Here is a 24,565-nt window from a genome sequence, read left to right as displayed (position 1 = left end):
ATGAGTTACACCAAAGCCAACATCACCACCCGCAAGTTCGACGTCGTCATCGTCGGCGCGGGCGGCTCCGGCATGCGTGCCGCGCTCGAACTCTCCCGCGCCGGCCTGAACGTGGCCTCGCTGTCCAAGGTGTTCCCGACCCGCTCGCACACCGTCGCGGCCCAGGGCGGCGTGTCGGCCTCGCTCGGCAACATGAGCGAGGACAACTGGCACTACCATTTCTACGACACCATCAAGGGCTCCGACTGGCTGGGCGACCAGGACGCCATCGAGTTCATGTGCCGCGAGGCGCCCAACGTCGTGATCGAGCTCGAGCACTTCGGCATGCCGTTCGACCGCAATGCCGACGGCACGATCTACCAGCGCCCGTTCGGCGGCCACACCGCCAACTATGGTGAAAAGCCGGTGCAGCGCGCCTGCGCCGCGGCCGACCGCACCGGCCACGCCATGCTGCACACGCTGTACCAGCAGAACGTCAAGGCCAAGACCAACTTCTTCGTCGAATGGATGGCGCTGGACCTGATCCGCGACGAATCCGGCGACGTGGTCGGCGTGACCGCGCTCGAACTGGAGACCGGCGAGCTCTACGCGCTCCAGGCCAAGGCCGTGCTGCTGGCCACCGGCGGCGCGGGCCGCATCTTCGCCGCCTCGACCAACGCTTTCATCAACACCGGCGACGGCCTCGGCATGGCCGCGCGCGCCGGCATCCCGCTGCAGGACATGGAGTTCTGGCAGTTCCACCCGACCGGCGTGGCTGGCGCCGGCGTGCTGCTGACCGAAGGCTGCCGCGGCGAAGGCGCCATCCTGCTCAACAGCAACGGCGAGCGCTTCATGGAGCGCTATGCGCCCACGCTGAAGGACCTGGCGCCGCGCGACTTCGTCTCGCGCTCGATGGACCAGGAGATCAAGGAAGGTCGCGGCTGCGGTCCCAACAAGGACTACATCCTGATGAAGCTCGACCACCTGGGCGCCGACACGATCCGCAAGCGCCTGCCGTCGGTGGAAGAGATCGGTCACAACTTCGCCAACGTGGACATCACCAAGGAGCCGATCCCCGTGGTGCCCACCATCCACTACCAGATGGGCGGCATCCCGACCAACATCAACGGCCAGGTCGTGATCCAGAACGGCGAGGTGCACAACCGGGTCGTGGGCGGCCTCTATGCAGTGGGCGAATGCTCCTGCGTGTCGGTGCACGGCGCCAACCGCCTGGGCACCAACTCGCTGCTCGACCTGCTGGTGTTCGGCAAGTCCGCCGGCAGGCACATCGTCGAGTTCGTCAGAAACAGCGGCGAGCACAAGCCGCTGCCGGCCGACGGCGCCGACCGCACGCTCGCCCGGCTCAACCAGCTGCAGGAATCCACCGGCGGCGCCTACGCGCAGGACGTGGCCAACGACATCCGCGCCACGATGCAAGGCCACGCGGGCGTGTTTCGCACGCAGGCCGGCATGGACGAGGGCGTGGCCAAGATCAACGCGATCCGCGAGCGCGTGGGAACCGTCACCCTGAAAGACAAGTCCAAGGTCTGGAACACCGCCCGCATGGAAGCGCTGGAAGTGGACAACCTGATCGAAGTGGCACAAGCCACGATGATCTCGGCCGCCGCGCGCCACGAATGCCGCGGCGCCCACACCGTCTACGACTACGAGCACCCGGCCGACCACCCCGACTTCCCGCTCGGCCGCAACGACAAGGAATGGCTCAAGCACACGCTGTGGCACAGCGCATCCAACAGCCTGACCTACAAGCCGGTGAACCTCAAGCCCCTGACGGTCGACAGCGTGCCGCCCAAGGTCCGCACGTTCTGAAAACGGCCCGCCTCACGACGAGAGAGTAGAACACCATGACCCAAAAGCGCACATTCCAGATCTACCGCTACGACCCGGACAAGGACGCCAAGCCCTACCTGCAGACCGTCGAGATCGAGCTCGAAGGCAACGAGCGCATGCTGCTGGACGCCCTGGTCAAGCTCAAGGCGTTGGACCCGAGCATCGCCTTCCGCCGCTCCTGCCGCGAAGGCGTCTGCGGCTCCGACGCGATGAACATCAACGGCAAGAACGGCCTGGCCTGCCTGACCAACCTGCGCACGCTCAAGGACCCGATCGTGCTCAAGCCGCTGCCGGGCTTGCCGGTGATCCGCGACCTGATCGTGGACATGAGCGACTTCTTCAAGCAGTACAACTTCATCAAGCCCTACCTGCAAAACGACACGCCGCCGCCCGAGCGCGAGCGCCTGCAGAGCCCCGAGGAGCGCGACGAACTCAACGGCCTGTACGAGTGCATCCTGTGCGCGAGCTGTTCGACGAGCTGCCCGTCGTTCTGGTGGAATCCCGACAAGTTCGTCGGCCCGGCCGGCCTGCTGCAGGCCTACCGCTTCATCGCCGACAGCCGCGACGAAGCCACCGGTGCGCGCCTGGACAACCTCGAAGACCCGTACCGCCTGTTCCGCTGCCACACGATCATGAACTGCGTGGACGTCTGCCCCAAAGGACTGAACCCCACGAAGGCCATCGGCAAGATCAAGGAGCTGATGGTGCGGCGCGCCGTCTGACAGACGGCGGCGACCTCGGCGAACAGCTTACGCATATCGGAGACAAACAATGGACGTCGGCACCTCTGCGACCGCTTCGCCACCGCTCGACGAGCGTGCCGTGCGGCGGCTGCACTGGCGGTGCCGCCGCGGGCTGCTGGAGAACGACCTGTTCATCACGTCGTTCTTCGAACGCTACGGCGCTGCGCTGACGGAGCGACATGCCAGAGGGCTGGATGCGCTCATGGACTTGGCGGACAACGACCTGCTGGACTTGCTGCTGCGGCGCAAGCTACCGCAAGCAGGACTGGCCACGCCGGAAGTGCTCGAAGTGCTTGCGTTGCTCCACAGCGCGGGCGGGGCCCCGCAAAGGCACTGAAAGCGTCTCGCAACCGATTCTGCAAGGATCAACGGGGCATATTCTCTAAAGGAAAGTGGAAATGACACTGAAGCAAGCCGACTACAAAGCCACCCTGTCGTTCTCGAACGGCAGCCCGAGCGTGGACCTTCCCGTCTTCCAGGGCACGATCGGCCCGGACGTGGTCGACATCCGCAAGCTCTATGCGCAGACGGGTCTGTTCACCTACGACCCGGGCTTCCTTTCCACGGCTGCCACCCAGTCCGCCATCACCTACATCGACGGCGACAAGGGCGAACTGCTGTACCGCGGCTATCCGATCGAGCAGCTCGCCGTCAATGCCGACTTCATCGAGACGGCCTACCTGCTGCTGTACGGTGAACTGCCGACCCCGGCGCAAAAGGCCGAGTTCGACGAGCGCGTGACCAAGCACACCATGGTCCACGAGCAGATGCAGTTCTTCCTGCGCGGCTTCCGCCGCGACGCCCACCCGATGGCCGTGCTGACCGGCCTGGTCGGCGGCCTGTCGGCCTTCTACCACGACAACACCGACATCAACAATCTCGAGCACCGCGACATCTCGGCGATCCGCCTGATCGCCAAGCTGCCGACGCTCGTGGCCATGGCCTACAAGTACAGCATCGGCCAGCCGTTCATCTACCCGCGCAACGACCTGAGCTACTCGGGCAACTTCCTGCGCATGATGTTCGCCAACCCGGCCGAGGAGTACGTGGTGAACCCGGTGATCGAGCGCGCGCTCGACCGCATCTTCATCCTGCACGCCGACCACGAGCAGAACGCCTCGACCTCGACCGTGCGCCTGGCCGGCTCGTCGGGCACCAACCCGTTCGCCGCCATCGCGGCCGGCGTGGCCTGCCTCTGGGGGCCCGCCCACGGCGGCGCCAACGAAGCCGCGCTCAACATGCTGTACCAGCTGCAGGAAGCCGGTGGCGTCGAGAAGATCGGCGACTTCATCAAGCAGGTCAAGGACAAGATTTCGGGCATCAAACTCATGGGCTTCGGCCACCGCGTGTACAAGAACTACGACCCGCGCGCCAAGCTCATGCAGGAGACCACCAACGAAGTGCTGACCGCGCTGGGCCTGGAGAAGGATCCGCTGTTCGCCCTGGCCAAGAAGCTCGAACAGATCGCCCTGGAAGACGACTACTTCGTGCAGCGCAAGCTCTACCCGAACGTGGACTTCTACTCGGGCATCGTGCAGCGCGCCATCGGCATCCCGGTGTCGCTGTTCACCGCGATCTTCGCGCTGGCCCGCACCGTGGGCTGGATCGCCCAGCTCAACGAGCTCATCGGCGACCCGGAATACAAGATCGGCCGACCGCGCCAGCTGTTCACCGGCGCCACCCGCCGCGACGTCAAGCCGATCGACCAGCGCTGATCCGCGCAGCGGCGTTCCCGGACTCCCCGGGGACGCCCCCATGAAAAAGCCGCGCCCGAGAGCGCGGCTTTTTCATGGGGACATGCAGCCGCGACGGCTATGGATCCAGCACGCGGAACGTCAGCGTGTAGTTGTGGCCGTACATCGGCGCGGCCGCACCCGCGGGAGCCGTGGCGCGGTGGCGCACCAGGGGCAGGTAGATGCCGGGCCTGGCCGGGGTCCAGGTAATGCGGCCCTGCGCGTCGGTGTCCAGGCTTTCGGCGCTGTGCTGGTTCGACAGGTCCATCGGAGAACGGTAGATGTCCACCTTCTTGCCCGCCAGCGGTTGGCCGTCGAACAGCACGGCGAACTCGAACTTCTCGCCGGCGAACAGGTCGCCTGGATGGTCTCGGGCACGATTTCCAGCCCCTTGCCGTAGGGCGCGAGCGCAGCGCGCGTGGGCGCGCCGGCGCTCACGTAGGCCTCGGAGAGGGACAGCGACTGGTAGTGCGCGGTCAGCTTCCCGCCTTCGGTAAGGGGCTGGCCTGGGTCGCGCGCCACCTCGGTCCTGCCGTTGCGCTCCCAGGCGCGGCCCGGTGCTGAGGCGGTAGGTGCCTTGCTCGTCGGGCAGCTTCTGTTCGGCGACGGTGCGCGTCCTGAACTGGTGGATGTCCGAGAACGGCACGCGCTGCCCGCCGGGAGTGGTGACCGTGAAGCGCGTGTCGCCGAAGGCCACCTCGGGAATGAAGAACTTATCGATGAAGCTCGCATCCACGCTGACGATGGACTTCCTGGATGGCTTATGCAGGCGCCGAAGTACGGATCAGGTAGTCGAACGCGCCGAGCGCGGCCTTGGCCCCCTCGCCGGCCGCGATGACGATCTGCTTGTACGGCACCGTGGTGCAGTCGCCGGCGGCGAACACGCCGGGCACGCTGGTGCGGCCGTGCGAATCCACCACGATCTCGCCGAAGCGCGACAGCTCGACCGCGCCCTTGAGCCAGTCGGTGTTCGGCAGCAGGCCGATCTGCACGAAGATGCCTTCGAGCGCCAACTGCTTCACCTCGTCCGTCGTGCGGTCCTTGTAGCTCAGGCCGGTCACGCGGCTGCCGTCGCCGTGGACCTCGGTGGTCTGGGCGTTGAGGACCACGTCCACGTTCGGCAGGCTGCGCAGCTTGCGCTGGAGCACCGCATCGGCTTTCAGTTCCGACGCGAACTCCAGCACCGTCACGTGCCGGACCACGCCGGCGAGATCGATCGCGGCCTCGACGCCCGAGTTGCCGCCGCCGATCACTGCCACGGCCTTGCCCTTGAACAGCGGGCCGTCGCAGTGCGGGCAGTAGGTCACGCCCTTGGTGCGGTACTGCTCCTCGCCCGGCACGTTCATGTTGCGCCAGCGCGCGCCGGTCGAGAGGATGACCGCGCGCGACTTCAGCGTGGCGCCGTTCTCCAGTTCGACCTCGATCAGGCCGCCCTCGGCGGCCGCCGGCTTCAGCGCCCGGGCGCGCTGCAGGTTCATCAGGTCGACCTCGTAGTCGCGCACGTGCTGCTCCAGCGCGGCGGCGAACTTCGGGCCGTCGGTCTTACTAACCGAGATGTAGTTCTCGATGTCGAGCGTGTCGTTGACCTGGCCGCCGAAGCGCTCGGCCGCCACGCCGGTGCGGATGCCTTTGCGGGCCGCGTACACGGCCGCCGCCGCGCCGGCCGGGCCGCCGCCGATGATCAGCACGTCGAAGGCTTCCTTGGCTGCCAGCCGGGCCGAGTCGCGCGCCACGGCGCCGGTGTCGAGCTTGGCGATGATCTCCTCGACGCTGGTGCGGCCGGTGGAGAACACCAGGCCGTTGAGGAAGACCATCGGCACGGCCAGGATCTCCCGCTCTTCCACCTCGGCCTGGAAGGTGCCGCCCTCGATGACCGTGGTCTTGACCTTGGGGTTGAGGATGGCCATGAGCGACAGCGCCTGCACCACGTCCGGGCAGTTGTGGCAGGTCAGGCTCGTGTAGACCTCGAAATTGAACTCGGTGCCCTCGACCGGCTCCAGCGCCTGGATCTGGTCGATCACGTCCTGCTCGACCTTGGGCGGATGGCCGCCGGTCCACAGCAGCGCCAGCACCAGCGAGGTGAACTCGTGGCCGAGCGGCAGGCCGGCAAAGCGCAGCTGGTTCTGCGTGCCGGTGCGCTGCAGCGTGAACGAGGGCTTGCGCGCGTCGTTGCCGTCGGTGCGCAGCGTGATCTTGTCGCTGCGCAGGCGCTGGATGGTCTGCAGCAGCTGCAGCGTCTCGGTCGAGGCGACGGTATCGTCCAGCGACGCCACGATCTCGAAGGGCTGGGTCACGCGCTCCAGGTAGGCGGCGAGTTGGGATTGGAGTTGGTCGTCGAGCATGGTGGTGTCCTTTTCGAGAGGCTGTTCGTCAGGGAAGAGATGCGGCCGCGGCAGGCAAAAAAAAGCCGGACGGCCTGGCGCACGGACGCCCTGCTCCGGTCCGGCCGGGGAGCGCGCTGCGGCGCTCCCGTGTGCAGCGGACCGAGGTCCGCGCGCCGTGTGCCGTCAGATCTTGCCGACCAGGTCCAGCGACGGCGTGATGGTCGCAGCGCCTTCCTTCCACTTGGCCGGGCAGACCTGGCCAGGATGCGCCGCGGTGAACTGGGCCGCCTTGAGCTTGCGCAAGGTCTCCGACACATCGCGGGCGATCTCGTTGGAGTGGATCTCGGCGGTCTTGATCACGCCTTCGGGGTTGATGATGAAGGTGCCGCGCAGCGCCAGGCCCTCCTCGGGGATCAGCACGTCGAAGGCGGTGGACAGCTGGTGCGTCGGGTCGCCGACCAGCGGGAACTTGGCCTTGCCCACGGCTTCGGAGGTTTCGTGCCAGACCTTGTGCGCGAAATGCGTGTCGGTCGAGACGATGTACACCTCGGTGTTGAGCTTCTGGAACTCGGCGTAGTTGTCGGCCGAATCCTCGATCTCGGTCGGGCAGTTGAAGGTGAAGGCTGCCGGCAGGAAGATCAGGACGGACCACTTGCCCTTGAGGGTTTCCTCAGTGACTTCGATGAACTCGCCCTTGCCGTTGCGGTTCACGAAAGCCTGGGTCTTGAAGGGCTGGACTGGCGAATTGATCAGGGACATGGAGGTTCCTTTGCTGAGCTACAGGAGGGTTGGAAGAAGAGGCGACAGGTGCAAGGATAGGAGATCGCATCCCATCAATCCAATTGATTGACTAGATCAAATCAATTGGATTAGACTATTCTAAGAGGCTTGCCGGAAGCGCGCCGGAAGCCTGCGGAGACGCCCGCCGCCTGCCAATACGAACACGTTTCAACCTCGGACGCAACCAGACCGCCGCGGCGGGGGCTTGCCTTGCCGCCACCTCGCCGCGCCGCGACAATCCGCGCCACCGCGCCGGTTTCCGGCACGCCCCTACAAGCGCAACGACAACGGGAGCCCCACCATGCAAGGCGACGCACAGGTCATCGCACATCTGCAGGCGCAGCTGAAGAACGAGCTGACCGCCATCAACCAGTACTTTCTGCACTACCGCATGCTCAAGCACTGGGGCTTCAACCGGCTGGCCAAGAAGGAGTACGAGGAGTCGATCGGCGAGATGAAGCACGCCGACTGGCTCATGGACCGCATCTTCCTGCTCGACGGCCTGCCCAACCTGCAGGATCTGGGCAAGCTCAACGTGGGCGAGGACGTGCCCGAGATCCTCGAAGCCGATCTCAAGACCGAATACGGCGCGCAGGCCACGATCAAGGCAGGCATCGCCCATGCCGAGACGGTGCGCGACTACGTCTCGCGCGACCTGCTGCGCAAGATCCTCGACGACACCGAGGAGCACATCGACTTCCTCGAAACCCAGATCGACGTGCTCGGCAAGGTCGGCCTGCAGAACTACCTGCAGTCGCAGCTCGGCGAGGGCGACGAGTGACCGTGCGGGCGCGTCGCCGCTCGCATACTCCCCAGGGCGCTGTTCCATAGCACTTTGAAAGCACGCGCGCCAGAGGCCCATACTCCGGCTCCTAATCGGCCGGCAGGTCTTCCGCGAACACGAAGCACTCGGCGCCTTCGGCGCGGCGCTTGGCCGTGTACATGGCGCGGTCGGCCGCGCGCAGCAGCTCCGGCAGCGTGGCCGCGTCCTGCGGATGGCGCGCGATGCCCAGGCTCATGCCCACGGCGAGCTGGCGGCCTTCGAAGACCACCGGGTCGGCCGCGGCAGCGGCCATGCGGCGCGCCAGGGCGCGGAGCCGCTCGTGCGACGGCGCGCCGGCCATGAGCACGGCGAACTCGTCGCCGCCCAGGCGGGCCACCAGATCGTCGGCCCGCAGCTGCGTGCGCAGGCGCAGCGCCAGCGCGGCCAGTACCGCGTCGCCGGCGGCGTGGCCGTGGCTGTCGTTGACGGCCTTGAACCCGTCCAGGTCCAGCAGCAGCAGCACGAACGGCCGGCCGGTGCGCAGCAGGGCCTCGGCCCGGCCGGTGAGGCCGGCGCGGTTGGCCACGCCGGTGAGCGCGTCGGTGCCCAGCGCCTCGACCAGCTCGCGGGTGCGCACCGTCAGCGCCTGCTCGGAATGGCGCAGCAGCCGCACGCGCGACGCCATGGCCGCGGCGAAGACGATGGACTCGGCCACCAGCGCGGCCTGCGTCACGTCCATCTGCTGCGGCGTCCAGGCCACCCAGCCCCAGCTCGCCACGATGATCACGCAGATGCCGGCCAGCAGCACCGCCACGCCGACGCAGTAGAGCACCGCCGGCCAGTAGCGCCGCCGCATCGCGGCCACGGCGCCGGCGGACAGCACGATGGTGGAGACCATGACCGACGCCTGCACCAGCCGGAACAGCAGCAGCGGCTGCGACCCCGTAAGCCCGTAGACCGTGGCGGCCCCGAGCGCGGCCACCATGCCGAGCACCACGCGGTCGAGCCGCGGTGCATACTGCGCCAGCCGCAGCAGCGAGCGGCCGAACATCAGCTTGGAGATCGCCCACAGCGGCGGCGCCACACTGTAGAAGAAGCCGGCGGCCGCCGGCCAGTGGGCGAACGGATAGCGCAGCGTGTGGCCGTTGAAGCCGGCCAGCGCCAGCAGCGCGCTGGCGCACGACAGCAAGTACCAGGCATAGATGCGCTCGCGGAAGACCAGCAGCATCACCGCGCCGAAGACGATCAGACCCAGCAGCATGCCGTAGCACACGCCGTCGAACATGCGCTTGTCCTGTGTGTGGACGAGGTAGTCGGTCGCGTCCCAGACGGTGGCGGCGTAGAACCGGGCGAAGGTCGAATCGACGCGGAAGTACACGGTGTACGGCTGGGCATCGGGCAGGCGGAAGCGCCAGGCCATCTGCTCCGACGCGGCCGGCCGGGTGCTCCACGGATAGCGCATGCCGGTCACCACCGGCGGCGCCAGCACCCGGCCGTCGGCGCCGTAGGGACCGTAGAAGCGCAGCTCGTGGGTGGAGATGGTGGGCACGACCAGCAGCCAGTCGCGCCGCGCATCGGCCGCGTCGGCAAGCTGGAGCCGCAGACGGAACCACAGCACACGGTCGGATTCGGCGCCGCGCAGCGGATCGCCGGGATGCATGAAGCGGGCCTGCTGCGCCCGCGCGCGCACGGCGTCGATGTCGAGCGTGCGCGTGGTGTCTTCGAAGACGGCCATCTCGGCAACGACCGGCTGCCCTTCGGCTTGCGGCGTGATGCGCGCCACGCGCTCCTGCGTCGCGCAGGCCACCGGCGGCAGCGCGGCCAGCGCCATGGCCAGCGCGAGCAGCGGGCCGCACAGCCGCGCGGGGAGGAGCGAAAGAAGAAGGAGCACGATCGACGACATCGCCCGGGTGCCGGGCGGTCCACGCGGCTGGATTGTGCCAGGATGTTACGCGCTGGACGGCTGCCGGCGGACCGCGCGGCAGCGCATCGCCGCCGATGCTGGCCCCCGTCGGCATTGGCAAGGCGCCGCGCGTGCTTTACGTCTCTGCAACAGCGCGGCTGCGCACGCGGGCTATGCTTTTGCCACACCTTTTTGCCACTTCTCCAAGGAGCCTCCCATGAAGAAAATGACCTCGCTCATCGTGTCGGCCGCGCTGGCAGCCACCAGCCTCGGCGCCGTGGCGCAACCGGCGGGTCCCAACGACCAGCGGCAGGACGGCGCGGGCCAACAGCAGCCGCAGCAGCGCGGCGGCGATAACGGGCACCAGCAGCACACTTCCGGCCCCTCGCAGCAACAGCAGCAGCAGCCCGCCCGTCCGCAGCAGGCCAACGGCGGCCCGCAGGACCAAGGGGTGCATCGCGGCAGGGACTTCCACAAGGGCGAGCGCCTGCCGACCGAATACCGCAACAGGCAGCACTACGTCGACGACTGGCGTGCCCATGGCCTGAAGGCGCCGCCCAAGGGCCACCGCTGGGTGCAGGTGGGCTCCGACTACGTGCTCGTCGCCGTGGCCACCGGCGTCATCGCCTCCATCCTCAACCGCTGAGGCCGCCCCGCGCGGCGCGCGCGCCGTACACTGCCGCGATGGACACCTACATCGTCGGCGGCGCGGTGCGCGACGCGCTGCTCGGCCGCCCGGTGCACGACCGCGACTGGGTCGTCGTCGGCGCCACGCCCGAGCAGCTGGCTGCGCAGGGCTACTTGCCGGTGGGCCGCGACTTCCCGGTCTTCCTGCACCCCGAAACGCGCGAGGAATATGCCCTGGCTCGCACCGAGCGCAAGATCGCGCGCGGCTACCAGGGCTTCGCGGTGCAGGCCGACCCCGGCGTCACGCTGGAGCAGGACCTGGCCCGCCGCGACCTGACGATCAACGCCATGGCCCAGCGCGCCGGGGACGCCGCGCGCGGCCCCGAGGCCGGCCTCATCGACCCCTACGGCGGCTTGGCCGACCTGCGCGCACGCCGGCTGCACCACGTGACCGATGCCTTCCGCGAGGACCCGGTGCGCATCCTGCGCGTCGCGCGCTTCGCCGCGCGCTTTGCCGACTTCCACGTGGCCGACGAGACGCTGGCGCTGATGCGCGGCATGGTCGAGGACGGCGAAGCCGACCACTTGGTGCCCGAGCGCGTCTGGCAGGAGCTGGCTCGCGGCCTGATGGAAGCCGCGCCCTCGCGCATGTTCGCCGTGCTGCGCGACTGCGGCGCGCTGGCCGTGCTGCTGCCCGAGCTCGACCGGCTCTGGGGCGTGCCGCAGCGCGCCGACCACCACCCCGAGGTGGATACCGGCGTGCACGCGATGATGGTGCTCGACATGGCCGCGCGCCTTGGCGCGCCGCTCACCGTGCGCTTCGCCTGCCTGTGCTATGACCTCGGCAAGGGCACGACGCCGGCCGACGTGCTGCCGCGCCACATCGGCCACGAGGCCCGCAGCGCCCGGCTGGCCGCGGCCGTCTGCGAGCGGCTGCGCGTGCCGGGCGACTGCCGCGCACTGGCCGACCTGGTGGCGCGCGAGCACGGCAACATCCACGGCAGCGGCCACTTCGGCGCTGCGGCGCTGGTGCGGCTGCTCACCCGCTGCGACGCGCTGCGCAAGCCCGCGCGCTTCGCCGAGGCGCTGCTGGCCTGCGAATGCGACGCCCGCGGCCGGCTCGGGCTCCAGGAGCGGCCCTACCCCCAGCGCCCGCGCCTGCTCGCGGTGCTGGCGGCCGCGCAGGCGGTGGACACGGCGGCGGTCGCCGCGCAGGCCCAGGCTGCGGGCCTCGCGGGGCCGAAGGTGGGCGAGCGCATCGCGCAGGCGCGCGAGGCGGCCGTGGCGCAGGCGCTGGGCGTGCCGGCCTAGATACTCCCCCGTCAACCCACCATCAGCGCGCTATTTTCGCCGACTACATGGGCATCCTGGCACCAGTACCGAGCCTCCTGCCGCATCGGCTCTGTGCGCGGAGGTTCAGCGGCCGTCCTACAGCTCGACAGTACCGTCGCTGTTATGGTTCGCCCTTCATGGATACGATCCGCCCCCTGCCTCCGCTGTCGCCGCGCTCCGCCCTTTTCCTCGACTTCGACGGCACGCTGGCCGACATCGCGCCGCAGCCCGATGCGGTGCGGGTGCCGCCGGCGCTGGTGGCGCAGCTCACGCGGCTGCACGGCCGGCTGGGCGGCGCGCTGGCCATCGTGACCGGCCGGCCCATCGCCGACATCGACCGCTTCCTCCACCCCCTCGTGCTGCCGGTCGCCGGCGAGCACGGCGCCCAGTACCGCATGGCCGACGGCAGCGCCCACGGCCTGCCGCCCGCGCCGCTGGACGCGGCCGTCGCCGCCGCGGCCGCGCTGGTCGCCCAGCACCCCGAGCTGCTGCTCGAACGCAAGATCGCCGGCCTGGCGCTGCACTACCGCAACGCGCCCGGCCTCGAATCCCTGTGCCGCCAGACGCTGCGCCAGGCCGTGGCCGCCGTGCCCGGCACGGACCTGCTCGAAGGCAAGTTCGTGCTCGAACTCAAGCCGCGTGGCGTGAACAAGGGCCAGGCCATCGACGTCTTCATGGCCGGCGCGCCGTTCGTCGGCCGCGACCCGGTCTTCGCCGGCGACGACGTGACCGACGAGGCCGCCTTCGCCGCGGTGCAGGCCCACGGCGGCCAGGGCATCAAGGTCGGCAGCGGCCCCACGGCCGCGGCGCTGCGCTGCGCCGGCCCCGCGGCGCTGCGCGAATGGATCGCCGCGCAGGCCGTGCCGGCCTGAGCGCCCGCCCCCGCCTTCTTTCCGGAGATATCCGCATGACCCCCGCCCACGAAGACTCGCCGCTCGAAGGCGATGCCGCCAGTGCCAGCGCGGAACCGGCCCATGAGACCGAGGAAGGCCGCTCCGTCGGCCCGCTGGCGCCGCCCTCGCTCGCGCTCGGCGTGATCGGCAACTGCGCCTTCAGCGCGTTGGTCGACCAGCATGCACGCATCGTCTGGTGCTGCCTGCCGCGCTTCGACGGCGACCCGGTCTTCGACGCGCTGCTGCACCCGGCCGAGGGCGCGAGCGCCTTCGCGATCGAGCTGGAGGACCAGGTCAGCGCCCGCCAGTGGTACGAGCCCAACACCGCCGTGCTGCGCACCGAGCTGCGCGACGCGCGCGGCAACGGCATCGAGGTGACCGACTTCTGCCCGCGCTTCTACAGCCGCTCGCGCTACTTCCGCCCGCTCACGCTGGTGCGCCGCGTGCGGCCGGTGCAGGGCTCGCCGCGCATCCGCGTGCGGCTGGACCTGCGCTACGACTGGGGCCGCAGCGTGCCCACCATCACGCGCGGCAGCAACCACGTCCGCTACGTCGGCGAGGAAATGACGCTGCGGCTCAACACCGACGCACCGGTCTCGCACGTGCTCGCGCAGCAGCCGTTCGTCATCACGCGCGAATACAACTTCCTGCTCGGCACCGACGAGACGCTGGCCGACGGCATCGCCGACACCGCCCGCCTCTTCGAGCAGGAGACGGTGGCCTACTGGCGCAAGTGGAGCCAGCGTCTGGCGCTGCCGCTGGAATGGCAGGAGGCGGTGATCCGCGCGGCCATCACGCTCAAGCTCTCGCTCTACGAGGACACCGGCGCCATCGTCGCGGCGATGACCACGAGCATCCCCGAGGCGCCGGGCAGCCAGCGCAACTGGGACTACCGCTACTGCTGGCTGCGCGACGCCTTCTTCGTCGTGCGCGCGCTGAACAGCCTCTCGGAAGTGGGAACGATGGAGGACTACCTGCGCTGGCTCGGCAACGTGGTCGCCGGTGCCAAGGGCGGGCACATCCAGCCGCTCTACGGCATCGGCCTGGAACGCGAGCTGCCCGAGTCGTTCGTCGATTCCCTCGTCGGCTACCGCGGCATGGGCCCGGTGCGCGTGGGCAACCAGGCGCAGGAGCACTGCCAGCACGACGTGTACGGCAACATCGTGCTCGGCGCGGCCCAGGCCTTCCACGACCACCGGCTGCTGCGCCGCTCGGGACTGCACGACTTCCATTATCTGGAGCAGGTCGGCGAGAAGGCGATCGAGGTCTACGGCACGCCCGACGCCGGCATGTGGGAGCTGCGCACGCGCGCACGCATCCACACCTCCTCGGCCCTGATGAGCTGGGCCGCCTGCGACCGCATCGCCACGATCGCCCAGGTGCTGGAGCTGCCCGAGCGCGCCGCCTACTGGAGCGGGCATGCGACCCGCATGCGCGAGGAGATCATCGAGCGCGCATGGAGCGAAGAGCGCCAGGCCTTCGCCGAGAGCTTCGGCGGCCGCGACCTCGACGCCAGCGTGCTGCTGATGGCCGAGGTCAACTTCATCGACCCGAAGGACCCGCGCTTCGTCTCCACCGTCGAGGCGCTGGAGCGCTCGCTCTGCGACGGACCCTTCATGCGCCGCTATGAGGCGCCGGACGACTTCGGCCGGCCCGAGACGGCCTTCAACATCTGCACGTTCTGGCGCATCGACGCGCTCGCGCGCATCGGCCGCAAGGCCGAGGCCCGCGCCATCTTCGAGCGCATGCTGGCCGCGCGCAACCACCTCGGCCTGCTGTCCGAGGACACCCATCCGGTCACCGGAGAGATGTGGGGCAACTTCCCCCAGACCTATTCGATGGTCGGCCTGATCAACGCGGCCGTGAGGCTGTCGGAACCCTGGGATTCGAAGATATGAGCACCGCCCGGCCGCCCGAAGGGGCTCGCACCGCAGCCGCAGGCGAAGGTGTTTCGTCGGTTCGCACCGCAGCGCGCAGCGCGGAGGTCTTCCAATGAGCCGCCTTGTCGTCGTCTCCAACCGCCTGGCCGATCCGCGCAAGGCCGCCGCCGGCGGCCTGGCCGTGGCGCTGGCCGAAACGCTCAACGAGACCGGCGGCCTCTGGTTCGGCTGGAGCGGCGAGATCGCCGAGGACGGCGCGCCCGGCGAAGGCGAACTGCACCGCCACCAGGCCGGCCGCGTCACGCTCGCCTCGGTCGACCTGAGCCGCGAGGACTACGCGAGCTACTACGAGGGCTACAGCAACGGCGTGCTCTGGCCGGTGCTGCACTACCGCGTGGACCTGGCCGACTTCGACAGCGGCTACATCGGGGGCTACCGCCGGGTGAACCAGCTGTTCGCGCGCAAGCTGCTGCCGTTGCTCAAGCCCGACGACACGGTCTGGGTGCACGACTACCACCTGATCCCCCTGGCGGCCGAGCTGCGCGCGCTGGGCTGCAGGCAGAAGATCGGCTTCTTCCTGCACATCCCGCTGCCGCCGCCGCAGATCCTTGCGGCCATTCCGCAGCACGCCTGGCTGGTGCGCTCGCTGTTCTCCTACGACCTCGTGGGCTTCCAGAGCGAGACCGATCTGTCGCACTTCGCCGGCTACGTCGAGAAGGAGGCCGGTGCGCAGCCGCTTGACGCCCACCGCTTCCAGGGTTTCGGCAGCACGGTGCATGCGCGCGCGTTCCCGATCGGCATCGACGTGGACGAGTTCGCCGCGCTCACCCATGCGCGCGAGGCGGTCGACATGTACGAGCGCATGGCCGAGGAGTACAAGCGCCGCCGCCTGCTGATCGGCGTGGACCGGCTCGACTATTCCAAAGGCATCCCGCACCGGGTGCGCGCCTTCCGCGAACTGCTGGCGAACTATCCCGAGAACCGCGACAGCGCCACGCTGATCCAGATCGCCTCGCCGAGCCGCGAGAGCGTGGACGCCTACGGCGACATCCGCCGCGAGCTGGAGAGCCTGTGCGGCGCGATCAACGGCGACTACGGCGGGCTCGACTGGATGCCGGTGCGCTACATCCACCGCACCATCGCGCGCAAGAAGCTGCCGGGCATCTTCCGCGTTGCGCGCGTCGGGCTGGTCACGCCGCTGCGCGACGGCATGAACCTGGTGGCCAAGGAGTTCGTCGTCGCGCAGGACCCGGGCGACCCCGGCGTGCTGGTGCTCTCGCGCTTCGCCGGCGCGGCCGAGCAGTTAAAGGAAGCGCTGCTGGTCAACCCCTACGACACCCACGGCACGGCCGAGACGATCCAGCGGGCCCTGCAGATGCCGCGCGAGGAGCGCCAGCAACGCCACCAGAAGCTGCTGGCGCGCATCCGCGAGCAGGACGTGCACTGGTGGCGGCGCAGCTTCCTGCAGGCGCTGGCCGAGGCACCGGGCAGCTGAGCGCCGCCTCCGGCCGGCATCACCTCCGGGCATCGAGCTCCGGGCAGTCGGGCAGGAGCCAGTCGCCGCCGCGGTCTTCCGTCGAGAAGCGGGCGGCGATGTCAGCGGCCCGGGTGACGGTGAGCAACGCGCCCAGGGCCAGGAGCGCATCAGGAGCGCATAGGTGCCGAGCCGGGTCCTCGGAAATCCGATGCGCAGCAGGGTGGGGTTGACCTCGGCCTGGCAGTGGTCGATGAAGGGCTGCAGCGTGCGGTGGTACGCCGCGAAGGCGGCCGGCAGGTCGGCGGCATGGCGGCCGATCTCCCCGGCGAGCACGTAGGCGCCGACGAGGGCGGCGGAAGTGCCCATGCCGCTGTACGGCGACGGGCAGTAGGCGGCGTCGCCGACCAGCGCCACGCGGCCGCTCGACCAGGTGCCGGTGCGCACCTGCACGACTTCCTGCGAGTAGAAGAACTCCGTCGTCTCCAGTCCGTCCAGGAACCGCCGGACCTGCCAGCCGGCATCGCGGTACCGCTCGGCCCAGAACCGCTTCTGGGCTTGCACGTCCTGGCGGTGGATCGCGCTGGCCTCCTCGGACCGCTCCCAGAGCGCGAGGTACACCTGGCTCTCGGTGGCGCTGTGGCTGCGGCGCATGATCTGGCGCCCGCCCGGGGCGCTGTAGGTCTGCCGCAGGTCGCCGTCGCTGGCATCCCGGGGGATGAACCAGTATGCCATGTGGATGCCCACGGGGTGGTACGGATCCGGCGCGCCTGCGGGCAGGATGTCGCGGCGGATGCGCGAACCCTGGCCGTCCGCGCCGATCAGCACATCGAACGTGTCGGCCGTGCCGTCGGAGAATCGGGCCAGCACGCCGCGGTCGTCCTGTGCGAAGCGCTCGACCGTCGTGCCGAAGACGAAGCGGACATCGTCCCGGACCGCGTCGTGCAGGATGCGGACCAGGTCTGCGCGCATGATCTCGTACTCGCTGGTCAGCGTCTGCCGGCCCTTGCCGGAGGTGTTCGCCATGACCTTGCCCCAGGTCCTGCCGCGCCGGTCGACGAAGGCGACGCCCGGTTCATGGACGAGCCTGCTGCGCACCGACTCCAGCAGGCCCATCCGCGCGACCGCCGCAATGCCCTGGCCGCGCAGGTCGACCTGTGCGCCGCTGGCCCGCAGCGCCGCAAACCGTTCCACGACCGTGACGTCATGACCGCCGCGGGCGAGCCAGAACGCCACCGCCAGCCCGGCGATGCCGCCGCCGCAGACCAGGATTCTCAGACGCCGCGCGTCCGTGTCTGATGGTGCCATCCGCCTCTCCTTATCATCGATAGATGACTCGATCATTCCCTATCGCTGATAAAATGTCAACATGACGAAGTTGGACCGCGACGTGATCGTCGCCGAAGCACTGGCCCTCCTCGACGAGGTCGGCCTCGATGCGGTGAGCACCCGGCTGCTCGCCCGCCGGCTCGGCGTGGAGCAGCCCTCGCTCTACTGGCACTTCCGCCGCAAGGCGGAACTCCTCACGGCGATGGCCAAGGCCGCGATGGCGCCGCATGCCGCCGCGCCGTTGCCGGGGCCGGCGGATGACTGGCGCGAATGGTTCCGCGGCAACTGGGGCAGTTTCCGCAGCGCCCTGCTGATGCACCGCGACGGAGCGAGGCTGCATGCCGGGACGAACCCCCAGGGCGAAGACCTCTCCCGCGCCCTGCACAAGATGGAATTCCTGATCGCCGCAGGGTTGCCGGAGCGCGCAGTGAAGACCGCGATGCTCACCGCCGGGCACTTCACGGTCGGCAGCGTGCTGGAGCAGCAATCCGCCGGTGGCGCCGGCGACGGGATCGACGGCCTGGGCATGGGACACGACGAGGCATTCGACGCAGGGCTGCGCCTGATCATCGAGGGCCTGGGGCGTGCCGCCCTCGGCTGAACCGTCGCAGCGCTGGCTGAGGCGTCGGGTACCGCTGCATATACTCTGGCCAGGATATACTTACAGCGCCCTTATGACGGGCGCTATAGCTGCATACCCCCTGCCATGCTATGACAGCAGCAGCTTGTCGTCATCGAGCGTCTCGCCGCGCACGCGCTCGAACATGCGCAGCAGGTCCGGCACGTCGAGCCCCTGGCGCTCCTCGCCGCTCACGTCGAGCACCACGCGGCCCTCGTGCAGCATGACGGTGCGGTCGCCGTAGTCGAGCGCCTGACGCATGCTGTGCGTGACCATCATCGTGGTGAGCCGGCCGGCTGCGACGATGCGGGCCGTGAGCTCCATCACGAAAGCGCCGGTCTTGGGATCGAGCGCGGCCGTGTGCTCGTCGAGCAGCAGGATGCGCGAAGGCTTGAGCGAGGCCATCAGCAGGCTGACCGCCTGCCGCTGCCCGCCCGAGAGCAGGCCCATGCGGTCCGACAGGCGCTTTTCCAGACCGAGGCCCAGGATCGACAGCTTCTCGCGGAAGCGCTCGCGCAGCACGCGGTTGATGGCCAGGCGCAGGCCGCGCCGCTCGCCGCGCCGCGCGGCCAGGGCCATGTTCTCCTCGATGGTCAGCCCCTCGCAGGTGCCGGCCATCGGGTCTTGGAACACGCGGGCCACCAGGTCGGCGCGCTGCCAGGCCTGGCGGCGCGTCACGTCGACGCCATCGATGTGGATGCTGCCGCTGTCCACCGGCAGGTCGCCGCTGATGGCGTTCAGGCAGGTCGACTTGCCGGCGCCGTTGGAGCCGATGACGGTGACGAACTGCCCTTCCGGGATCTGCAGGTCGAGTCCGCGCAGCGCGCGGTTCTCGATCGGCGTGCCGGGGTTGAAGGTGATTTCGAGTTGCTCGGCACGCAGCATCAGCGGGCTCCCCTGCGATGGTCGGAGCTCGCGCGCACGCCACCCATCCAGCGGGCGACCTTGCGCTTGTAGGCCGGCACCATGAGCGCGATGGCGACAAGCACGGCGGTGACGAGGTTCAGGTCCTGCGCCTGCAGGCCGATGAAGTCGCTGTTGAGCGCCAGCGCGATGAAGACGCGGTACAGCACCGCGCCCACCACGCAGGCCAGCGTGGCGACCGCCAGGCTGCGCGAGGGCACGACGGTCTCGCCGATGATGACGGCGGCCAGACCGATCACGATGGTGCCCACGCCCATCGAGATGTCGGCGCCGCCCTGGGTCTGTGCGAACAGCGCGCCGGCCACGGCCACCAGGGCGTTGGACAACGCGAGCCCCCCCAGCGTGAGCCGGCCCGTGGCGATGCCCTGGGCGCGGGCCATGCGCGGGTTGCTGCCGGTGGCGCGCAGCGCCAGGCCGGTCTCCGACGCGTAGAACAGGTCGACCAGCAGCTTGGCGATGACGACCACGCCGAGCAGCACGATCGGCTTGGTGATGTAGTCGGGCCAGCCGCCCCAGCTCAGGATGCTGAATACCGTGGGCTCGCTGATCAGCGCCTGGTTGGGCTTGCCCATGATGCGCAGGTTGACCGAGTAGAGCGCGATCATCGTCAGGATGCTGGCCAGCAGCTGCAGGATGCGCAGCCGCACGTTGAGCCAGGCGGTGACGAAGCCCGCCGCCGCGCCGGCCCCGGCCGCGGCAGCGGTGGCGGCGAAGGGGTTCCAGCCGGCCACGATCAGCGTGGCGGCGACGGCCCCGCCGAGCGGGAAGCTGCCGTCGACCGTGAGGTCCGGAAAGTCGAGGATGCGGAAGGAGAGGTGGACGCCCAGCGCGACCAGCCCGAAGATCAGGCCGATTTCGATGGCGCCCAGCGATGCGATGAGGGACATGGCGCGACGGACCCTGGCAGGTGAATCGTGGAATGGATTCTGGAGGTGGATAAAAGCAAAAAACCGCCCGTTCCTGCCGTGAACGGGCGGCGGCCGGCGGTGCCGGCGTCTACTGGACGACGACCTTGGCCGACTTGATCAGCGCGTCCGACAGCGTCACGCCCTGCTTGCGGGCCGCGTCGGGGTTGACGTGCAGTTCGAAGGTGTCGCTGACCTGCGAGGCGATGGCGCCCGGCTTCTCGCCCTTGAGGATGCGCACGACGATCTTGCCCGTCTGGCGGCCCAGGTCGTAGTAGTTCAGGCCGAGCGCAGCGACCGCGCCGCGCTTGACCGTGTCGGTGTCGCCGGCCACGACCGGCAGCCTGGCCTGCTGCGCGACCTTGGCGATGCCTTCGAAGGCGGAGATCACGTTGTTGTCGGTGGGCGTGTAGACCACGTCGGCCTTGCCGACCAGGCTCTGCGCGGCACTGACCACGTCGACCGTGCGGGCCGCGGGCGCCTCCACGATGGTGAGGCCGGCCGGGCCGGCGGCCTTCTTCAGCGCGGCGACGATGGCCACCGAGTTGGCCTCGCCGGGGCTGTAGATCACGCCCAGGCGCTTGGCGTTCGGCACGATCTTCTTGATGAGCTCCAGATGCTTCTCGACCGGCGCCAGGTCCGACACGCCAGTCACGTTGGTGCCCGAGGCGCCCCAGCCCTTGACCAGCCTGGCGGCGACCGGATCGGTCACGGCGCTGTAGACCACGGGGATGTCGCGCGTGGCGGCGATCACGGCCTGGGCCGAGGGCGTGGCGATCGGCACGATCACGCTCGGGCGCTCGCCGACGAACTTGCGCGCGATCTGCGCGGCGGTGCCGGTGTTGCCCTGGGCGCTCTGGTATTCGAACTTGAGGTTCTTGCCCGGCTCGTAGCCGGCGGCCTTCAGCTCGTCGCGCACGCCGTCGCGCGTGGCGTCGAGCGCGGGATGCTCCACGATGGTCGTGACCGCGACCGAGGCGTCGGCCGCTGCGGCAAGGCCCGGCGCCAGCGCGGCCGCGGCGAGCGCCAGGGCCGTCAGGGGATTGCGGAGGAAGGAAGGAACAGCAGCAGCAGCGTGCACGAATCGTCTCCTTGACGGGCGTTCAGCGGTAGATGGGACGCTCGCGAGCGCTGGCGCGGCCGCAGCGGGAAGCCGGATTATGACTGCCATGCGTCAGCGTGTCACCGCTTCGCCGCGCCACCGCGAAGGGCGCACGCGCGGCGCAAACCTACAATCGCCGCCATGCTCGACATTCTTCTCCTTCGCAAGGACCTCGACAGCGCCATCCGCCGCCTGGAGACGCGCCGCAACCCGCAGCCCTTCCTCGATGTCGAGGCCTTCCGCAGTCTCGAAGCCGAACGCAAGCAGATCCAGACCCGTACCGAGGAACTGCAGGCCCGGCGCAACAGCCTGTCCAGGCAGGTCGGCCAGTTGAAGTCCCGCGGCGAGAATGCCGACGCGGTGCTGGCCGAAGTCGGCGCGCTCAAGGGCGAGCTCGAAGCCTCCGCAGCACGGCTCGACCAGATCCAGTCGGAACTGCACGCGCTGCTGCTGGCCGTGCCCAACCTGCCGCACGAGAGCGTGCCTGTGGGCGCCGACGAGTCGGCCAACGTCGAGGTACGCCGCTGGAGCCCCGACGGCCAGGATCCGAAGGTGACGCAAGCCCGGGACCACGTGGACGTCGGCGCGCCGCTCGGCCTGGACTTCGACCTCGGAGCCAAGCTGGCGGGCGCGCGCTTCACCGTCATGCGCGGCCCCATCGCGCGGCTGCACCGGGCGCTCGCCCAGTACATGCTCGACCTGCAGACCGACGAGCACGGCTATACCGAGTGCTACGTGCCCTACATCGTCAATGCCGACACGCTGCGCGGCACCGGCCAGTTGCCGAAGTTCGAGGCCGACCTGTTCGCCGCAAAGAAGGGCGGCCAGGACGCCGAGCCGGTGCCCGACCAGTCGGCGCTGTACCTGATCCCGACCAGCGAAGTGCCGCTGACCAACTTCGTGCGCGACGAAATCGTGGCCGAGGCCGACCTGCCGATCAAGCTCACGGCGCACACGCCCTGCTTCCGCTCCGAGGCCGGCAGCTACGGCCGCGACACGCGCGGCATGATCCGCCAGCACCAGTTCGACAAGGTCGAGCTGGTGCAGATCGCGCATCCCGAGAAGAGCTACGAGGCCTTGGAAGAAATGACCGGCCATGCGGAATCCGTGCTGCAGAAGCTCGGCCTGCCCTACCGCGTGGTGGCGCTGTCGACCGGCGACATCGGCTTCGGCGCTGCCAAGACCTACGACATCGAAGTCTGGATCCCGGCGCAGGGCACCTACCGCGAGATCAGTTCGATCAGCAACTGCGAGGCCTTCCAGGCCCGCCGCCTGCAGGCGCGCTTCAAGAACGCCCAGGGCAAAAACGAACTCGTGCACACCCTGAACGGCTCGGGCCTCGCCGTGGGCCGCACGCTGGTCGCGCTGCTGGAGAATTTCCAGAACGCCGACGGCAGCGTCACCGTGCCGGCGGTTCTGCGGCCCTACCTCGGCGGCACGGAAATCCTGCGCAAAAGCTGATGTAGAATCCGCGCTTCGACCAGGAGAGGTGGCAGAGTGGTCGAATGTACCTGACTCGAAATCAGGCGTACGTGCAAGCGTACCGTGGGTTCGAATCCCACCCTCTCCGCCATAAGGCAAAATGAATCAAGCGGCTCCTCGGGCCGCTTTTTTCTTGGATACGGTTTTTCCTCATACCTGTTGCCGCACGCTGCTTGGCGGTCATTAAGATGGCACCGCCTTTCCACAGGCAAGCCATGGCAGCCAAAGAATCCCCCATCGACGAGATCGACCGCCGCATTCTGCGTACCCTCCAGGGCCATGCGCGCGCCACCTTCGACAACATTGCCGATGCCGTCGGCCTGTCGTCCTCGGCCGTACTGCGGCGGGTCAAACGCATGGAGGCCGCCGGCATCATCACCGGCTACCGTGCAGTGCTCGACCCATCGGCACTCGGCATCAGTCTCGTGGCCTACGTGACCCTGCGGCTCGAAAAGCATGGCGGCGCTCAGCGCACCAGCCACAAGGACCAGTTCAAGGCCGCCGTGCAGACCTGGCGCGAGGTCGTGGACTGCGTGGCCCTCACCGGCGACACCGACATCCTGATGCGCGTAGCCGTGACCGATGTGGAGCACCTCAACCGCTTCATCTCCGAGACGCTGCTGCGGCACCCGAGCGTACGCGACTGCCGGTCGAGCTTCATGCTGGAGTCGATCAAGGACGCGGCCGGCTGGCCGGCGTGAATGGATGCCGGTACGCTCCAACACCCTGTGCACCGCGTGCTTCGCCGGCCAATGCGACGACGCTCGATGCGCCCGAGGCGGTTGTGCAATCGCTTTCGCTAGACGATGTGTTCGGGGAACTGGGGAAAGCCCAAGCCTGACGCAGTGGGTCCGGTGGCATACAGATCCTTCACCAGTTTCTTCACCACGCCGATGTACCACCCATCGTCATTCAGGCGATGGCACATGATGATTGGTGAAGTAGCGTTCGCATCAATGATCGGGCGATAGCGGAGATCGGCGCGAAACGTCACAGACGCGGGAATGATGCAGACCCCCGCCCCGGATGCGACCATACCCAGGGCCGTTTGAAGCTCGGTGACCTCGATGATTTCGGAAGGACGGACACCGCAGCCGTTGAGAAGCGCAAGAATCTGGTCCGCAAAGCTCGGCCGGGGACTTTTCGGATAGACGATCAGCCGTTGGTCAGACAGCTCGGCCAGCCGCATGGGTTGCGGCTTGGGACCTCCGGCGGAAGTCGACGGCATGGCCACGACCAGTCGCTCTTCCCGCAGCACCATGCGCTCGACCGCACCGTCGTTGGCGCGTATACGACCGAAACCGATATCGATGCGCCCTGTCTTCAGCGCCTCGACCTGCTGGATCGACGACAGTTCCACGAGCTGGATATCCAGCTTTGGGTGCTGGTCACGCAGCTTGCGCAGCACCACCGGCACGCCACCGTACAGCGTGGACGGCACGAATCCGATCGATAGCGTCCCCCGTTGGTTCAGGCCAAGCCGTCGGGTGGCGCTCGCCATCTGGTCTACCCGATCCAGCACCTGAACGGCCTGCTCGAAAAAGAACCGACCGGCCTCGGTGAGCCGCAATGGCCTGCTGTTGCGCAGGAGGAGCGGAACACCGAGTGATCTTGCCCCCGTTTCACGGACACCCCTATAAGCGATTAACTATCGCAATAGGAGGTGGACGATGACCAAGAGCAAGGCAGGCAGAAAGGGGCAGGAGTTCAGCCTGGAGTTCAGGCAGCAGGCACTGTTGCGAGCGGCCACAGAAGGGGTAACCACGGTGGCTCGTGATCTGGGGTTGCAGCCTGCCCAGCTGTACAGTTGGCGCGCCCAGGCGCGGCGGCACGACCAGGACGATCAGGCACAACGCTTGGAGTTGGCCGAACATGCACGGCTCAAACGTGAAGTGGCGCGGCTGGAGGAGGAGAACGCTTTC

22 protein-coding genes, 1 tRNA gene and 1 pseudogene are annotated in these 24,565 nt (G+C 68.7%); 15 read left to right on the top strand and 9 right to left on the bottom strand.

The annotated features are described in order from the left end of the window. The 4 genes from sdhA to GAK38_RS11255 all read left to right on the top strand — a co-directional run bounded on the left by sdhA (nt 1) and on the right by GAK38_RS11255 (nt 4,288). Nucleotides 1-1,809, top strand: coding sequence for a succinate dehydrogenase flavoprotein subunit (sdhA, locus tag GAK38_RS11270; protein WP_325344141.1), 1,809 nt, complete (start codon nt 1-3; stop codon nt 1,807-1,809). Nucleotides 1,810-1,844: 35 nt separating this feature from the next. Beyond that, complete coding sequence (locus GAK38_RS11265) at nt 1,845-2,552, top strand: succinate dehydrogenase iron-sulfur subunit (protein ID WP_325344139.1); 708 nt, start codon at nt 1,845-1,847, stop codon at nt 2,550-2,552. A gap of 49 nt (nt 2,553-2,601) precedes the next feature. Further along, a complete protein-coding gene (locus GAK38_RS11260) occupies nt 2,602-2,910 on the top strand; it encodes an FAD assembly factor SdhE (RefSeq protein ID WP_325344137.1) in 309 nt (102 codons plus the stop codon). A 67-nt stretch (nt 2,911-2,977) separates the two neighbouring features. Then, complete coding sequence (locus GAK38_RS11255) at nt 2,978-4,288, top strand: citrate synthase (RefSeq protein ID WP_325344213.1); 1,311 nt, start codon at nt 2,978-2,980, stop codon at nt 4,286-4,288. A 97-nt stretch (nt 4,289-4,385) separates the two neighbouring features. Here GAK38_RS11255 and GAK38_RS11250 read toward each other — a convergent pair whose 3' ends face one another. The 3 genes from GAK38_RS11250 to ahpC all read right to left on the bottom strand — a co-directional run bounded on the left by GAK38_RS11250 (nt 4,386) and on the right by ahpC (nt 7,389). Beyond that, nucleotides 4,386-5,042, bottom strand: a complete 657-nt coding sequence (locus tag GAK38_RS11250; protein ID WP_325344135.1) for a DUF4198 domain-containing protein — start codon at nt 5,040-5,042, stop codon at nt 4,386-4,388. A gap of 25 nt (nt 5,043-5,067) precedes the next feature. Beyond that, complete coding sequence (ahpF, locus tag GAK38_RS11245) at nt 5,068-6,648, bottom strand: alkyl hydroperoxide reductase subunit F (RefSeq protein WP_325344133.1); 1,581 nt, start codon at nt 6,646-6,648, stop codon at nt 5,068-5,070. Between the two features lie 165 nt (nt 6,649-6,813). Further along, nucleotides 6,814-7,389 (bottom strand): alkyl hydroperoxide reductase subunit C, encoded by a 576-nt coding sequence (gene ahpC / locus GAK38_RS11240; RefSeq protein WP_325344131.1) that lies wholly within the window; start codon nt 7,387-7,389, stop codon nt 6,814-6,816. A gap of 322 nt (nt 7,390-7,711) precedes the next feature. Here ahpC and bfr point away from each other — a divergent pair, with 322 nt between their 5' ends. After that, complete coding sequence (bfr, locus tag GAK38_RS11235; RefSeq protein WP_325344129.1) at nt 7,712-8,191, top strand: bacterioferritin; 480 nt, start codon at nt 7,712-7,714, stop codon at nt 8,189-8,191. 91 nt (nt 8,192-8,282) lie between these two features. Here the strand turns inward: bfr and GAK38_RS11230 are convergent, their stop codons facing one another. Beyond that, nucleotides 8,283-10,076 (bottom strand): sensor domain-containing diguanylate cyclase, encoded by a 1,794-nt coding sequence (locus GAK38_RS11230; RefSeq protein WP_325344127.1) that lies wholly within the window; start codon nt 10,074-10,076, stop codon nt 8,283-8,285. A 217-nt stretch (nt 10,077-10,293) separates the two neighbouring features. Between GAK38_RS11230 and GAK38_RS11225 the strand changes: the two genes are divergently transcribed. From GAK38_RS11225 to otsA, 5 genes are all read left to right on the top strand, one after another. After that, nucleotides 10,294-10,722, top strand: coding sequence for an RcnB family protein (locus GAK38_RS11225; protein ID WP_325344125.1), 429 nt, complete (start codon nt 10,294-10,296; stop codon nt 10,720-10,722). A 38-nt stretch (nt 10,723-10,760) separates the two neighbouring features. Next, complete coding sequence (locus GAK38_RS11220; RefSeq protein WP_325344123.1) at nt 10,761-12,014, top strand: multifunctional CCA addition/repair protein; 1,254 nt, start codon at nt 10,761-10,763, stop codon at nt 12,012-12,014. A gap of 158 nt (nt 12,015-12,172) precedes the next feature. Then, nucleotides 12,173-12,907, top strand: coding sequence for a trehalose-phosphatase (gene otsB / locus GAK38_RS11215; protein WP_325344121.1), 735 nt, complete (start codon nt 12,173-12,175; stop codon nt 12,905-12,907). Between the two features lie 35 nt (nt 12,908-12,942). After that, a complete protein-coding gene (locus GAK38_RS11210; RefSeq protein ID WP_325344119.1) occupies nt 12,943-14,826 on the top strand; it encodes a glycoside hydrolase family 15 protein in 1,884 nt (627 codons plus the stop codon). 94 nt (nt 14,827-14,920) lie between these two features. Next, nucleotides 14,921-16,303: an alpha,alpha-trehalose-phosphate synthase (UDP-forming) gene (otsA, locus tag GAK38_RS11205; protein ID WP_325344117.1), complete on the top strand. Its 1,383-nt coding sequence runs from the start codon at nt 14,921-14,923 to the stop codon at nt 16,301-16,303. Nucleotides 16,304-16,615: 312 nt separating this feature from the next. On the opposite strand, the pseudogene GAK38_RS11200 reads toward otsA, so the two are convergent. Beyond that, nucleotides 16,616-17,590, bottom strand: a pseudogene (locus GAK38_RS11200) (FAD-dependent oxidoreductase); the annotation flags it as partial. A 61-nt stretch (nt 17,591-17,651) separates the two neighbouring features. Between GAK38_RS11200 and GAK38_RS11195 the strand changes: the two are divergent. Next, on the top strand, nt 17,652-18,212 hold the full coding sequence (locus tag GAK38_RS11195; protein WP_325344115.1) for a TetR/AcrR family transcriptional regulator C-terminal domain-containing protein: 561 nt from the start codon (nt 17,652-17,654) through the stop codon (nt 18,210-18,212). 108 nt (nt 18,213-18,320) lie between these two features. Here GAK38_RS11195 and GAK38_RS11190 read toward each other — a convergent pair whose 3' ends face one another. The 3 genes from GAK38_RS11190 to GAK38_RS11180 form a co-directional block, all read right to left on the bottom strand. Next, complete coding sequence (locus tag GAK38_RS11190) at nt 18,321-19,115, bottom strand: ABC transporter ATP-binding protein (protein WP_325344113.1); 795 nt, start codon at nt 19,113-19,115, stop codon at nt 18,321-18,323. After that, on the bottom strand, nt 19,115-20,041 hold the full coding sequence (locus GAK38_RS11185; RefSeq protein ID WP_325344111.1) for an ABC transporter permease: 927 nt from the start codon (nt 20,039-20,041) through the stop codon (nt 19,115-19,117). The genes GAK38_RS11190 and GAK38_RS11185 overlap by 1 nt, the downstream gene beginning before the upstream one ends. Before the next feature lie 109 nt (nt 20,042-20,150). Next, nucleotides 20,151-21,140, bottom strand: coding sequence for an ABC transporter substrate-binding protein (locus tag GAK38_RS11180; RefSeq protein ID WP_325344109.1), 990 nt, complete (start codon nt 21,138-21,140; stop codon nt 20,151-20,153). 162 nt (nt 21,141-21,302) lie between these two features. Here GAK38_RS11180 and serS point away from each other — a divergent pair, with 162 nt between their 5' ends. The 3 genes from serS (at nt 21,303) to GAK38_RS11165 (ending at nt 23,344) form a co-directional block, all read left to right on the top strand. Next, complete coding sequence (gene serS, locus GAK38_RS11175) at nt 21,303-22,622, top strand: serine--tRNA ligase (RefSeq protein ID WP_325344107.1); 1,320 nt, start codon at nt 21,303-21,305, stop codon at nt 22,620-22,622. Nucleotides 22,623-22,644: 22 nt separating this feature from the next. Further along, a tRNA-Ser gene (locus GAK38_RS11170) sits at nt 22,645-22,734 on the top strand. A gap of 124 nt (nt 22,735-22,858) precedes the next feature. Then, entirely contained in the window at nt 22,859-23,344 is a 486-nt protein-coding gene (locus GAK38_RS11165; RefSeq protein WP_325344105.1) for an Lrp/AsnC family transcriptional regulator, read from the top strand. 98 nt (nt 23,345-23,442) lie between these two features. Here the strand turns inward: GAK38_RS11165 and GAK38_RS11160 are convergent, their stop codons facing one another. Further along, on the bottom strand, nt 23,443-24,213 hold the full coding sequence (locus GAK38_RS11160; RefSeq protein ID WP_325344103.1) for a LysR substrate-binding domain-containing protein: 771 nt from the start codon (nt 24,211-24,213) through the stop codon (nt 23,443-23,445). Between the two features lie 100 nt (nt 24,214-24,313). On the opposite strand from GAK38_RS11160, the gene GAK38_RS11155 reads away from it, so the two are divergent. After that, nucleotides 24,314-24,565, top strand: a 252-nt coding sequence (locus tag GAK38_RS11155; protein ID WP_291781585.1) for a transposase, incomplete at its 3' end; no start/stop codon positions are given.

It is taken from the genome of Xylophilus sp. (assembly GCA_009914555.1).
Classification (GTDB): domain Bacteria; phylum Pseudomonadota; class Gammaproteobacteria; order Burkholderiales; family Burkholderiaceae_C; genus WNDY01.
This window is presented reverse-complemented; position numbering and strand designations above follow the sequence as displayed.

What these genes read in the sequence shown, in the direction of transcription:
- sdhA (WP_325344141.1), top strand. Translation starts at nt 1, where the DNA reads ATGAGTTACACCAAAGCCAACATCACCACCCGCAAGTTCGACGTCGTC.
- GAK38_RS11265 (WP_325344139.1), top strand. Translation starts at nt 1,845, where the DNA reads ATGACCCAAAAGCGCACATTCCAGATCTACCGCTACGACCCGGACAAG.
- GAK38_RS11260 (WP_325344137.1), top strand. Translation starts at nt 2,602, where the DNA reads ATGGACGTCGGCACCTCTGCGACCGCTTCGCCACCGCTCGACGAGCGT.
- ahpF (WP_325344133.1), bottom strand. Translation starts at nt 6,648, where the DNA reads ATGCTCGACGACCAACTCCAATCCCAACTCGCCGCCTACCTGGAGCGC.
- ahpC (WP_325344131.1), bottom strand. Translation starts at nt 7,389, where the DNA reads ATGTCCCTGATCAATTCGCCAGTCCAGCCCTTCAAGACCCAGGCTTTC.
- bfr (WP_325344129.1), top strand. Translation starts at nt 7,712, where the DNA reads ATGCAAGGCGACGCACAGGTCATCGCACATCTGCAGGCGCAGCTGAAG.
- GAK38_RS11230 (WP_325344127.1), bottom strand. Translation starts at nt 10,076, where the DNA reads ATGTCGTCGATCGTGCTCCTTCTTCTTTCGCTCCTCCCCGCGCGGCTG.
- GAK38_RS11225 (WP_325344125.1), top strand. Translation starts at nt 10,294, where the DNA reads ATGAAGAAAATGACCTCGCTCATCGTGTCGGCCGCGCTGGCAGCCACC.
- GAK38_RS11220 (WP_325344123.1), top strand. Translation starts at nt 10,761, where the DNA reads ATGGACACCTACATCGTCGGCGGCGCGGTGCGCGACGCGCTGCTCGGC.
- otsB (WP_325344121.1), top strand. Translation starts at nt 12,173, where the DNA reads ATGGATACGATCCGCCCCCTGCCTCCGCTGTCGCCGCGCTCCGCCCTT.
- GAK38_RS11210 (WP_325344119.1), top strand. Translation starts at nt 12,943, where the DNA reads ATGACCCCCGCCCACGAAGACTCGCCGCTCGAAGGCGATGCCGCCAGT.
- otsA (WP_325344117.1), top strand. Translation starts at nt 14,921, where the DNA reads ATGAGCCGCCTTGTCGTCGTCTCCAACCGCCTGGCCGATCCGCGCAAG.
- GAK38_RS11195 (WP_325344115.1), top strand. Translation starts at nt 17,652, where the DNA reads ATGACGAAGTTGGACCGCGACGTGATCGTCGCCGAAGCACTGGCCCTC.
- GAK38_RS11190 (WP_325344113.1), bottom strand. Translation starts at nt 19,115, where the DNA reads ATGCTGCGTGCCGAGCAACTCGAAATCACCTTCAACCCCGGCACGCCG.
- GAK38_RS11185 (WP_325344111.1), bottom strand. Translation starts at nt 20,041, where the DNA reads ATGTCCCTCATCGCATCGCTGGGCGCCATCGAAATCGGCCTGATCTTC.
- serS (WP_325344107.1), top strand. Translation starts at nt 21,303, where the DNA reads ATGCTCGACATTCTTCTCCTTCGCAAGGACCTCGACAGCGCCATCCGC.
- GAK38_RS11165 (WP_325344105.1), top strand. Translation starts at nt 22,859, where the DNA reads ATGGCAGCCAAAGAATCCCCCATCGACGAGATCGACCGCCGCATTCTG.